We start from the raw sequence: 10,713 nt of genomic DNA on the forward strand, positions 1-10,713 counted from the left end.
CCGATGATCTTCGCCGCCATCTCCGTCGGCGTGAACGTCGCCACCGCGCTGAGCTTGTTTCCTTCGATGGGCGCGCCGGGCATCGCTGTCGCCTCGGCCGTCGCCGGCTGGGTCAACGCGGCTTTGCTGCTTGGCATGTTGATAAAGCGCGGCCACTGGGGTCGTGACATACCGCTCTTGAAGCGCATTCCCCGGCTGGTGCTGTCGGCTGTTGTGATGGCGGTCGCGCTCTATTTCGCCGAGCACTATTTCGCCGCGCGGCTCGGGCCCGGCTCGCCGCTGGTGGTGAAGGCGACGACCCTGTTCGCGCTCGTCGGCGGAGGGGCTGCGCTCTACTTCATCACCGCTTTCGGCACCGGCGGGGCCGATTTCGGCATGATCCGTCGGAATGTGAAGCGCGGCTCGGCGAAATCTGCGCCGCGGAAATCGAACACCGGCTTGGACGAATAACTCGAGCTGGCTTTCAGCAACACCGGTCTTGATCCCGCATTCGCCTTCGTCCATAAGCCCGCCGTCGCAAGACTTTCGCCGCGCGCGGTTTCCAGCCGCATGATTGGCTCCAAAAAGTCTGCAACTTTTTGGAATCATGCGTATACGGCCCTCCACAAGCCATGAGGAAATCATGTCCGCCTTCAAGCCCCTCGTCTTCTCGGGCGTCCAGCCGACCGGCAATTTGCATCTCGGCAACTATCTCGGCGCCATCAAGAAATTCGTCGCCCTCCAGGAACAGTCCGACTGCATCTATTGCGTCGTCGACCTGCATTCGCTGACGGCGCAGCTCGTGCACCAGGACCTTGGCGACCAGACGCGCTCGATCACCGCGGCCTTCCTGGCATCGGGCATCGACCCCAAGAAGCACATCGTCTTCAACCAGTCGCGAGTCATCCAGCACGCCGAGTTGGCCTGGATCTTCAACTGCGTGGCGCGCATCGGGTGGATGTACCGGATGACGCAGTTCAAGGACAAAGCCGGCAAGGATCGCGAGAACGCCTCGCTCGGCCTGCTCGCCTATCCAAGCCTGATGGCGGCCGACATCCTGCTCTACCGCGCCACCCACGTGCCGGTGGGCGAGGACCAGAAGCAGCATCTGGAATTGACCCGCGACATCGCGCAAAAATTCAACAACGACTTCTCGGAGAAGATCGCGGCGCTTGGCGTCGGCGTCGAGATGCAGGTCGGCGAAGAGACGGTCAATGGCTACTTCCCGATCACCGAACCGGTGATCGGCGGTCCTGCGGCGCGCATCATGAGCCTGCGCGACGGCTCGAAGAAGATGTCGAAGTCGGACCCGTCGGACCTGTCGCGCATCAACCTCACCGACGATGCCGACACAATCTCGAAGAAGATCCGCAAGGCCAAGACCGATCCGGAGGCCTTGCCGAGTGAAGTCGGCGGGCTGGAAAGCCGGCCGGAAGCCGAAAACCTGGTCGGCATCTATGCCGGCCTCGCCGAAATTTCCAAAGCCGACGTGCTGAAGGAATATGGCGGCCAGCAGTTTTCCGTGTTCAAGCCGGCGCTGGCCGACCTTGCAGTCGAAAAGCTCGCGCCGATCGCCTCGGAGATGCGCCGCATCGAGGGCGACCGCGCCTATGTCGACGCCGTGCTCAAGGACGGCGGCGAGCGCGCCCGCGCGATCGCCGAAGGCACGATGAAGACGGTGCGCGACATCATCGGCCTGTTGCAGGACTGATCGGTCCTCGCTGGTTGACTGGGATCGCCATACCGGCCGGCGGCTTGCCGCCGGTCCCTGGCGGTGGCAGATTGCGGCCGAATTGATACCTAGCGGACAGACATGGTTTCCAAACGCCTCAGCCGTGAAGCCGGACATCGCCGCAAATTCCTGGCGATCATCGACGATACGCCGGAATGCGAGCGCGCGGTCGCCTACGCATCGACGCGCGCACAGAGCACCAGCGGCGTGCTGGTCCTGCTCTATGTGATCGAGCCGGACGATTTCCAGCATTGGCTGGGGGTTGAGAAGATCATGCGCGAGGAAGCCAACGCGACCGCGCGCGCGGCGCTCGACACCTATGCCAGCAAGGTGCGCCAGAAGGTCGGCATCGAGCCGGAACTGGTGGTGCGCGAAGGCAAGCCGACCGAGGAAATCCACAAGCTCATCGAGGAAGACCAGGATATCGCCATCCTGGTGCTGGCGGCCGGCGCCGGCAAGGAAGGTCCGGGGCCACTGGTGAGTGCGGTGGCCGGCCGGGGCGCCGCCTTCCCCATCCCGGTTACCGTGGTGCCGCAGAACCTCTCCGACGAGGAAATCGAGAGCCTGGCCTGAATTGGGAAGGCCCCTCCTGCCCGATTGGAACGTCGCCGATCCGCAGATACACATCGATGTTATCAACCAGCCCATAGCCCTTGGCCCGTGTCGGCGGCGCGCCATTTGGAATGGTCACGGAAACGCCATTCCAAAGGAGCGCCGGTGGACGAATCAACCCGGAAAGCAGGGCGTAGCGGCACGTCAAAGCCGCGAAACGCTGGGACTGGATCACCGGTGCAGCCGCGCTCGCAGGCAGCGCGATCACAGCAAAAAGCCCGGCAGACGCCTGATGCGCAGCAGGAGCGCAGGCACCGCGTGCTCGCCAAGGGGCACCCGGCCATGGTGGACAGCATCGCCGGCGCGATTACGGTCAAGAATCTCGATCTCTACTATATCCTCGCTCCCGACGCCCAGATACCGGTGAAAGGCGAGCACGGCTTCGGGCTCTATTTCCACGACTGCCGTTTCCTCGGCGGCTATGAGATGACGCTGGGCGGTTTGCCGCCGATCGTGTTGGCCTCGACCGCGCAAAGAGGTTACGCCGCGCTTTTCGAACTGGCCAATCCCGACCTGCATTGCGATGGGGGGCGACTGATCCCCAAGGACGAGCTCGGCATCCGCTGGGAGCGCATTCTCGATGCGGAGCAAACATGTGTGCGAGAGGTTCTGACCATCCAGAATTTCGGCAACGAGCCGCATGGCTTTCCGCTGGCCCTGCACTTCGGCGCAGGCTTCGAGGACATTTTCAATGTGCGCGGACTGGTGCCGAAGAACCTCGGCAGGTGCGAGCGGCCTGCCTGGCGCGACGGCAGCCTCCACTTTGTCTATCACGGCGCCGACCACGTTCGCAGAACGGCAACAATCGGTTTCTTGCCGGCACCCGATGCCATGCACAGAACCGCGGCCGAGTTCCAGTTCGATGTTTCGCCAGGAGAAAGGCGCACCATCGCCATCACCATAGAATTGAGGGAACTGTCGGAAGAGCCGGAGGCCGAGCAAATGAGCCAGCACCCGGCGTTTGCTCTCGAGGGCTTTGCCGGGACGGTTGAGGCGGATACTGAAAAATGGCTGGAGCAACACACGAAGTTCGACAGCGACAGCCTGCTGCTCAACAGCATCATGGACCGTTCGCTGCGCGATCTCGCGGTGCTCAGGTCGGATCTTGGCAACAGGGAGTATTTCGCAGCCGGCGTGCCGTGGTACGTCGCGCTGTTTGGACGCGACAGCCTGATCGTCGCGCTCGAGATGCTCGCCTTCCAGCCGGAGATCGCCGCCCAGACGCTGCGCCTTCTAGCCGGCTATCAGGGACGTCGAACGGATCGATGGCGAGAGGAGCAGCCCGGCAAGATACTGCATGAGCTGCGCGTCGGCGAGCTCGCTCGCGCGGGCAATGTCCCACATGCCAGATTCTACTGCACGGTCGACGCGACCCCGCTCTTCCTGCTGCTTCTCGGCCGCTATGCCGCGTGGACAGGCGACGTGGGGCTCTTCCGCGAACTGCGGGAGCCGGTGGAAAAGGCCTTGGGCTGGATCGCCAAGGCCGGAGACGGGCATGGCGAAGGCTATGTCAAATACCGGACCATCTCGGAAAGCGGTCTCGTCAACCAGGGGTGGAAGGATTCGGCCGACGCGATCGTCAGGACCGACGGCAGCATCGCCAGGCCGCCGATCGCGCTGGTCGAGGTGCAGGGCTATGTGTTTGCGGCCAAGCATGCCATCGCCGATCTCTACGAACGCATTGGCGAGCGCAACAGCGCCAGGCAGGTTCGCGGCGAGGCCGAAAAGCTTCGGACACGGTTCAACCGCGACTTCTGGTGCGAGGACCTGGACACTTTCGCGCTGGCGCTCGAGGCGCGCGGCCGCCCGGTCGCGGTCGTTTCCTCCAACCCGGGCCATGCGCTGTGGACCGGTATCGCGGATCGGGGCAAGGGCCGCCGAACCGTGCGGCGGCTGATGCAGGACGACATGTTCAACGGCTGGGGCGTGCGCACGCTCTCGAGCGCGGAGCGGCGCTACAATCCCGTCGGATATCATCTCGGCACCGTCTGGCCGCATGACAATGCGCTGCTGGCGGCCGGCTGCCGGCGGTATGGCGAGGACGGCGCGGCGCTGAGGACCTTCACCGCCATTGTCGAAGCGGCGATGCACTTCCGCCATCACCGGCTGCCGGAGGCGATGGCGGGCTTTCAGCGCAACGATTTCCAGGTGCCGGTGCACTATCCCGTGGCCTGCCACCCGCAGGCATGGGCAGCGGGCGCGGTGCCGTTCCTGGTGACCACCTGCCTCGGCCTGGAGCCCGACGCCTTCGCAAACAGGCTGCGGATCGTGCGGCCGCGACTGCCCGATTTCGTCAGCCGCATCGAGCTTCGCGGGCTGCGGGTCGGCGAGGCAAGCGCCGACCTCGAATTCATGCGCACGGCGGACGGCGCCGAGGTGAACATCCAGAAGACGAGTGGACAACTCAGCGTGGAAGTCGGAGGATAGGCTTGCCGTGGCGAAGCGCTCCGCCGGGGCAAAAACATTCCGCCAGCCAGCCGTTCGGGCGACGCGTTTCGCTTGAATGTCCAGCCGATAGAGCCTATTTAGAACTATTCCAAACTATCGGCCCGGAAGGGCCTGGAGATATCCATGTTCATCCAGACCGAATCGACGCCGAACCCGGCGACGCTGAAATTCCTGCCCGGCAAGGAAGTGCTGCGCGACGGCACCGCCGACTTCCGCGACGCCGAAGGCGCCGCGCAGGCTTCGCCGCTGGCCGGCCGGCTGTTCGAGATCCCCGGCGTCACCGGCGTCTTCTTCGGCTACGACTTCATCACCGTGACCAAGGACGGTCCCGACTGGCAGCACCTGAAGCCGGCGATCCTCGGCGCCATCATGGAGCATTTCATGTCCGGCGCGCCGGTCATGGCTTCGGCGGCCCCGGCCAACGATGCCGGCCAGGCCGGCGAGTTCTACGACAAGGCGGATGAGGAGCTGGTGCTGACCATCAAGGAGCTGCTCGACACCCGGGTGCGCCCGGCGGTCGCGCAGGATGGTGGCGACATCACCTTCCGCGGCTTCGAGAACGGCACCGTGTTCCTGCACATGAAGGGTGCCTGTGCCGGTTGCCCGTCATCGACGGCGACGCTGAAGCACGGCATTCAGAACCTGCTTCGGCATTTTGTTCCGGAAGTGCAGCAGGTCGAGCAGGTCGCCTGATAATTCTGCTCCGCCGGCCGCCTGTTGCGGTTTCTGAGCTTCTCGGCGGAGTGAATTTTCTCCAACCGCAAAAACAAAAAACCGGGCCCCAACAGCCCGGTTTTCTGTCTTTGGACGTCTTGTTGTTGCCTAGACGGTCCGCGCACGCAAGCTTTTGTCCGCGGCCATCGTGATCACATCACGATGACCTTGGCGCCGACCGAAGTGCGGTCGTAGAGATCGATAATGTCCTGGTTCATCAGGCGGATGCAGCCCGACGACATCGCCTTGCCGATGGAGAACCACTCCGGGCTGCCATGCAGGCGGTAGCCCATGTCGCCGCCCTTGTTGAACAGATACATGGCGCGCGCGCCGAGCGGGTTCTTCAGGCCCGGCTCCATGCCGCCCGCGAATTTGGCGAGTTCGGGCTGGCGCTTGATCATCGGCGCCGGCGGCGTCCAGGTCGGCCATTCGCGCTTCAGCGCGATATGGGCGGTGCCGTGCCACTCGAAGCCCTCGCGGCCGACCCCGATGCCGTAGCGCATGGCCATGCCGTCACCCTCGACGAAGTAGAGGAACTTGTTCTGGGTGTCGACGATGATGGTGCCGGGCTTCTCGGGAGTGTCGTAGCGCACTTCCTGCCGGCGGAAGCGGGCCGGAACCTTCTCGATCGGGATGCGCGGCAGCTGATAGCCGGCATCGGTCATCGCGCCATAGTTGTTGGTGAAGATTTGCCCGCCAATGGTGCTGCACCCGCTGATCGCGGTCGACAGCGCAAGGGCGGCGACGATTGCAAACGACTTCAAGCGCATGAATAGGTCCGACGCCCCGCCTTTTATCAGCGGCACGAGTCGGCCGCTTTCTCACCATCATTCATGCTGGCATTTCTTTTGCTTGCCAAGCGTGCACTGCCTATATGATGACCTTCCCTGCTGGTAAGTGCCGAACTGCGGCATTTCGGCAACAGGGGTCCCAGGATTGTGAAGTAAAATCAACGGGGCAGCCGGAAAGGCTGCCGGAGACAGGAGAGCGCCATGAATGTCGGTGATGCCGCCGAGCGTTCCGGCCTGCCGGCCAAGACCATCCGCTACTATGAGGAGATCGGCCTGATCCTGCCGGCGCGGGCCGAAAACGGCTACCGCGACTACTCGCGCGACGACGTGCACCGGCTGGCCTTCTTGCGCCGCGCCCGCAACCTCGGCTTTTCAATCGATGATTGCAGGCAGCTGATGGCGCTTTATCAGGACCGCGACCGCGCCAGCCATGACGTGCGCGAAATCGCCAGCGCCCATGTCAGGGCGATCGAGGAAAAGGTGCGCGAACTGCAGTCGATGCGCGCGACGCTACAGAAGCTGATCCACGCCTGCCACGGCGACGACCGGCCGGACTGCCCGATTTTGGATGACATGGCGGGGGCGGCGTGAAGTCGCCGACCGGAGCTAGACAAGTATCCGATCTCTATCTTAGCTCTTGAGCCAGAAACAAATCCTCGGCAGGAGTGCTCCACCCGTGAAGGGATACTGGCTCATCGTCGGCACCGAGATTTCGGATCAGGAAGCGCAAGCCGAATACGCCAGGCTTTGGAAGCCCATCGGCGAGAAGTATCAGGCACGCAGCAATCCTTCGAAAGTGCCGCCCCTGCTGGTGGAGGCGCGCGATGCCGGTCGGGTGATCGTCGTCCAATTCCCGTCATTGGAAGCTGCCAAGGCCTGCTATGACGACCCGGCTTACGAGGAAGCGAAGCGGTTTGCGCTGCAGGCGTCGAACCGCGTGCTGCTCATCTTCGAAGGGGATCTGGGGGAGGCTGGATGAGGCGCTCTACAATGAAGCGTCAATCATCGGCATTACTTGGGCGATCACCGATTGGCCTGTAACGCTGATTGCGTTCGGCTTAGGATTTTTTCGGGGTTCATACTGCGGATGCAGCAGGGTAGCAACACTCTCAAGTGTTGCGGTGGTCTGTGAAATATATAACCGCCCGCGCCTTTCGCCCTCGTTAGGTGGGCGACGGAGTTGCCCGGGTCCGTGTTATCTGGGCCGAAATAGCGCCATTTGATTTCGCCTGTGACGCCATATTTGGTCTTTATCCTGCGCACTTCGTCTGCAATGCCATGCCATTGGGCCTCATGCATGTGACAAAATAGGGCCTATTGCCCACGCGGCAGGGTTTGGGCGGGCTACCACTCTCGTCAATAAAGCAAAGGTGCATTCTGCAATGTCAGGCAAACCCGCTGAAAAGAGTCAAGTTGAGAAGTTCCGCGAACTGGCGCGGGAGATTGAAACCGTCGATTCCGAAGAGCCGTTGAACGCGGCGATTAAGAAAGTGGCAAAGTCCCCGCCGCCGCCTAAGCACGACGAGAAAGCGGGAAAGAAGCCTCGCTAGCCCCTTGGTCGTCATCATAAGACTTCCACCAAGTGCCGCGCAGGATGCTGGCGATATCCCGATCCTGTGTGGGGTGACGCATCCGGTGAGGATCGAGCAACGGTTCGGTTTCTATGAGCCGCCGTCGTGAGCGTTCGATATACTCTCTCGATCTGGCGATTAGAATGCTGTCCTGATTGGAATAAAGCGCGCGATGGGGATTGTTGGGAGACATAGCGTGGCTCCGGTCTTATGCAGACGGGAGCGCTAGATCGCTGTCTCTCAGCCGCCGATGTCCGTTGGGTCGTTACCGGCGATAGTGGTCAACATACCGGAACCCAATTCGGTTCCCGAATTAATTGTGCGTCTGGGTCTGTCAAATATACAATCGTCCTTTAATATCGCGTTCAAACCGTGAACAAAATCTGGCATGGTGCCTGCCATGCCTATCGTTTCCGCGATTCCCCTCAACCCGCTGATCGACGGCCGCCAGTCGGAGCGCGCCATGCTGGTGCGGCGCGGCGTGCAGCGCCTGCTCACCCAAATGGGCGCGCATGTGCTGCCAGAGCTATCCCTGGCCACCGGCCGGCGGGCCGATCTTGTCGCGCTGACCCGGCAGGGCGACATCTGGATCATCGAGATCAAATCCTCGATCGAGGATTTTCGCGTCGATCGCAAATGGCCGGACTACCGGCTGCATGCCGACCGCTTCTTCTTCGCCACCCATCCCGGCGTGCCCGCGGAAATCTTTCCGGAGGAATGCGGCTTCATCCTCTCCGACGGCTATGGCGCGGAGATCTTGCGCGAGGCGCCGGAGCACCGCATGGCCGCCGCGACGCGCAAGGCGCTGATGCTCAGGATCGCGCGTGCGGGCGCGGCGCGGCTGCTGGCGGCGGAGCTTGCCGGTGTTTCGGTGCCGGTGCTGGACGGCGAAAGCGAGTAGGACGCTATCTCGTCGTCGCTGGCCGCGGGCCGCGCAGCACCGGGCTGCACTGCGCCGGGACCCAAAGCGCAGCCCCTACTCGACATTGACGTCCACGACAATTTTGTACGCGTTCCCATCAAAAGTATGAACCGAGAAGGTCATCTGATCCTGCCCCTTGAACCCGGCAGCCGATTTGTAGACGCCTTTTATTCCGTCGACCTTTCGAGAATTGCATCTAAATCTCTGGTTGGTTTTCGCAAAAGATGTGTAAACCTTCCCTTCAACCAACCTAACTTCCCCATGACTCGGCCCGGAGATAATTTTTACATCGTCCTTGCCGGCAGAAGAGCAGTCCGCGTTCAGGCTCGCTCCCTTAAAGACGAGAATCTCTTGGCCCGTCAGTGCCGTTTTTTCATAGCTCGACAGATGTGTGAACGCAGCCGCCGGAGAGAGCCCAAGGCCCAAAACCGCGACCGTTGCTATGACACTTGTTGTGCGGCATACCATTTTTGCTGGCCCCTTAACCGAGTGAATTGCCCCATCGCTGTCTGACGGCACGCTGAAGCACGCTAGCACTCCAGCGATAGCTTCAACTCATCAAATTCAAGTCATCGGAAAGTAGTGGTGCGCCTTACAACGCTTCCATTGATCGGCAAGACCGCGTTCCCCGCTGCCCTACTCCACTTCTTCTTCGGCGCCACCCCGCGCCGGCGCCATCAGCAGCACCGCCGCGCCGACCAGCGCGGCGATCAGCGAGCCGGCGAGGATGCCGACCTTCACCGCGTCCTGAAGGGCCGCGTCATTGGCGAAGGCGAGCAGGCCGATGAACAGGCTCATGGTGAAGCCGATGCCACACAGAAGCGAAATGCCGATCATATGCAGCCAGCCAGCATTGGCCGGCAGGTCGGCGAGGCCGAGCCGGATGGCGAGAACCGAGGCGCCGAAGACGCCGACCAGCTTGCCGACGACGAGGCCGGCGGCGACGCCGAGCGTCAGAGGCTCGACCAGCGCGGCAACGCTCAGGCCGCCGAGCGAGACGCCGGCATTGGCGAAGCCGAAGATCGGGATGACGATGAAGGGCACGAGCTTGTGCAGGCCATGTTCCAGCCGGTGCAGCGGCGAGTGTTCGACGTCGTGACCGATGGCGGGCGAACGCTCGAGCGGGATGGTGAGCGCCAGCGCCACGCCGGCAAGCGTCGCATGCACGCCCGACTTCAGCACCAGCACCCAAAGCGCCGCGCCGAGTACGAGATAGGGCAAGAGGTTCATCACCCGCATGCGGTTGAGTACGATCAATACGGCGATGACCGCGAAGGCGGCGCCGAGATAGGCGAGCGACAGGCCGCTGGTGTAGAACAGCGCGATGATGATGACGGCGCCGAGATCGTCGATGATGGCCAAAGCGGTAAGAAACACTTTAAGCGAGGCCGGCACGCGGCTGCCGAGCAGCGACAGCACGCCGAGCGCGAAGGCAATGTCGGTGGCGGTGGGGATCGCCCAGCCGGGAAGGGCCGCCTGGTTGTCGCGGTTGACCAACACATAGACCAGCGCCGGAAACACCATGCCGCCGGCCGCGGCGATGCCCGGCAGCACGCGGCGCGGCCAGGTTGAGAGCTGGCCGTCCAGCATCTCGCGCTTGATCTCCAGCCCGACCAGCAGGAAGAACACCGCCATAAGCCCGTCATTCACCCAGTGCGAGACGCTGAGCGGACCGAGATAGGCGTGGAGGGCGGCGAAATAGGTTTCGGCGAGCGGCGAGTTTGCGACGATGAGCGCAAGGGCGGCGGCCGCCATCAGGATGATGCCGCCGGCCGCCTCGCCGTCGAGGAATTCGCGAAGCATCGATTTCGGCCGCTCGTCGCGCATGACCCCTCCGTCGCATGGCCCGCCGGCCGGTGTCCTTCGCGATGATGCTCAAACTTGAACGACCGGGCAAGCATTGGACCGGTCGGTCACCGTCGCCCTGCTTGCAAGCGCCGGCGC

The 10,713-nt window shown here is 62.8% G+C and carries 12 protein-coding genes; 9 read left to right on the plus strand and 3 right to left on the minus strand.

Annotation, left to right across the window (positions count from 1 at the left end; all coding sequences use genetic code 11):
- The 5 genes from EOA75_RS21170 to EOA75_RS21190 form a co-directional block, all read left to right on the plus strand.
- Positions 1-450, plus strand: a 450-nt coding sequence (locus EOA75_RS21170) for a lipid II flippase MurJ (protein WP_206517022.1), incomplete at its 5' end; no start/stop codon positions are given.
- Between the two features lie 172 nt (positions 451-622).
- On the plus strand, positions 623-1,690 hold the full coding sequence (trpS, locus tag EOA75_RS21175; protein WP_095799470.1) for a tryptophan--tRNA ligase: 1,068 nt from the start codon (positions 623-625) through the stop codon (positions 1,688-1,690).
- A gap of 102 nt (positions 1,691-1,792) precedes the next feature.
- A complete protein-coding gene (locus EOA75_RS21180; RefSeq protein WP_067003529.1) occupies positions 1,793-2,284 on the plus strand; it encodes a universal stress protein in 492 nt (163 codons plus the stop codon).
- A 216-nt stretch (positions 2,285-2,500) separates the two neighbouring features.
- Entirely contained in the window at positions 2,501-4,750 is a 2,250-nt protein-coding gene (locus EOA75_RS21185; RefSeq protein WP_127325074.1) for a glycogen debranching N-terminal domain-containing protein, read from the plus strand.
- Between the two features lie 144 nt (positions 4,751-4,894).
- Positions 4,895-5,464, plus strand: a complete 570-nt coding sequence (locus tag EOA75_RS21190; RefSeq protein WP_067003527.1) for a NifU family protein — start codon at positions 4,895-4,897, stop codon at positions 5,462-5,464.
- A 173-nt stretch (positions 5,465-5,637) separates the two neighbouring features.
- Here EOA75_RS21190 and EOA75_RS21195 read toward each other — a convergent pair whose 3' ends face one another.
- The gene (locus tag EOA75_RS21195) at positions 5,638-6,255 is read right to left on the minus strand and encodes a L,D-transpeptidase (RefSeq protein ID WP_067003525.1); all 618 of its coding nucleotides are present in this window, start codon (positions 6,253-6,255) and stop codon (positions 5,638-5,640) included.
- Positions 6,256-6,477: 222 nt separating this feature from the next.
- Between EOA75_RS21195 and cueR the strand changes: the two genes are divergently transcribed.
- From cueR to EOA75_RS21210, 4 genes are all read left to right on the plus strand, one after another.
- Positions 6,478-6,867 carry a Cu(I)-responsive transcriptional regulator gene (cueR, locus tag EOA75_RS21200; protein ID WP_067003523.1) on the plus strand — a complete coding sequence of 130 codons (390 nt, stop codon included), beginning with the start codon at positions 6,478-6,480 and terminating at the stop codon, positions 6,865-6,867.
- Positions 6,868-6,952: 85 nt separating this feature from the next.
- Positions 6,953-7,255 carry a DUF1330 domain-containing protein gene (locus EOA75_RS21205; protein ID WP_067324300.1) on the plus strand — a complete coding sequence of 101 codons (303 nt, stop codon included), beginning with the start codon at positions 6,953-6,955 and terminating at the stop codon, positions 7,253-7,255.
- A 403-nt stretch (positions 7,256-7,658) separates the two neighbouring features.
- Positions 7,659-7,826 carry a hypothetical protein gene (locus EOA75_RS34150; protein WP_156751061.1) on the plus strand — a complete coding sequence of 56 codons (168 nt, stop codon included), beginning with the start codon at positions 7,659-7,661 and terminating at the stop codon, positions 7,824-7,826.
- Positions 7,827-8,247: 421 nt separating this feature from the next.
- Positions 8,248-8,748 (plus strand): MmcB family DNA repair protein, encoded by a 501-nt coding sequence (locus EOA75_RS21210; RefSeq protein WP_164747477.1) that lies wholly within the window; start codon positions 8,248-8,250, stop codon positions 8,746-8,748.
- A 75-nt stretch (positions 8,749-8,823) separates the two neighbouring features.
- Here the strand turns inward: EOA75_RS21210 and EOA75_RS21215 are convergent, their stop codons facing one another.
- Both EOA75_RS21215 and nhaA read right to left on the minus strand, forming a co-directional pair.
- Positions 8,824-9,237: a hypothetical protein gene (locus tag EOA75_RS21215; protein ID WP_127215885.1), complete on the minus strand. Its 414-nt coding sequence runs from the start codon at positions 9,235-9,237 to the stop codon at positions 8,824-8,826.
- A 168-nt stretch (positions 9,238-9,405) separates the two neighbouring features.
- Positions 9,406-10,596, minus strand: coding sequence for a Na+/H+ antiporter NhaA (gene nhaA, locus EOA75_RS21220; protein ID WP_127325075.1), 1,191 nt, complete (start codon positions 10,594-10,596; stop codon positions 9,406-9,408).
- Between the last annotated feature and the right edge of the window lie 117 nt (positions 10,597-10,713).

This window comes from Mesorhizobium sp. M1A.F.Ca.IN.022.07.1.1, assembly GCF_003997575.1.
GTDB lineage: Bacteria > Pseudomonadota > Alphaproteobacteria > Rhizobiales > Rhizobiaceae > Mesorhizobium.

Bases quoted from the DNA above. Each gene is read 5' to 3' on its own strand.
- trpS (WP_095799470.1), top strand. From the start codon at position 623: ATGTCCGCCTTCAAGCCCCTCGTCTTCTCGGGCGTCCAGCCGACCGGC.
- EOA75_RS21180 (WP_067003529.1), top strand. From the start codon at position 1,793: ATGGTTTCCAAACGCCTCAGCCGTGAAGCCGGACATCGCCGCAAATTC.
- EOA75_RS21190 (WP_067003527.1), top strand. From the start codon at position 4,895: ATGTTCATCCAGACCGAATCGACGCCGAACCCGGCGACGCTGAAATTC.
- EOA75_RS21195 (WP_067003525.1), bottom strand. From the start codon at position 6,255: ATGCGCTTGAAGTCGTTTGCAATCGTCGCCGCCCTTGCGCTGTCGACC.
- cueR (WP_067003523.1), top strand. From the start codon at position 6,478: ATGAATGTCGGTGATGCCGCCGAGCGTTCCGGCCTGCCGGCCAAGACC.
- EOA75_RS34150 (WP_156751061.1), top strand. From the start codon at position 7,659: ATGTCAGGCAAACCCGCTGAAAAGAGTCAAGTTGAGAAGTTCCGCGAA.
- EOA75_RS21210 (WP_164747477.1), top strand. From the start codon at position 8,248: ATGCCTATCGTTTCCGCGATTCCCCTCAACCCGCTGATCGACGGCCGC.
- EOA75_RS21215 (WP_127215885.1), bottom strand. From the start codon at position 9,237: ATGGTATGCCGCACAACAAGTGTCATAGCAACGGTCGCGGTTTTGGGC.
- nhaA (WP_127325075.1), bottom strand. From the start codon at position 10,596: ATGCGCGACGAGCGGCCGAAATCGATGCTTCGCGAATTCCTCGACGGC.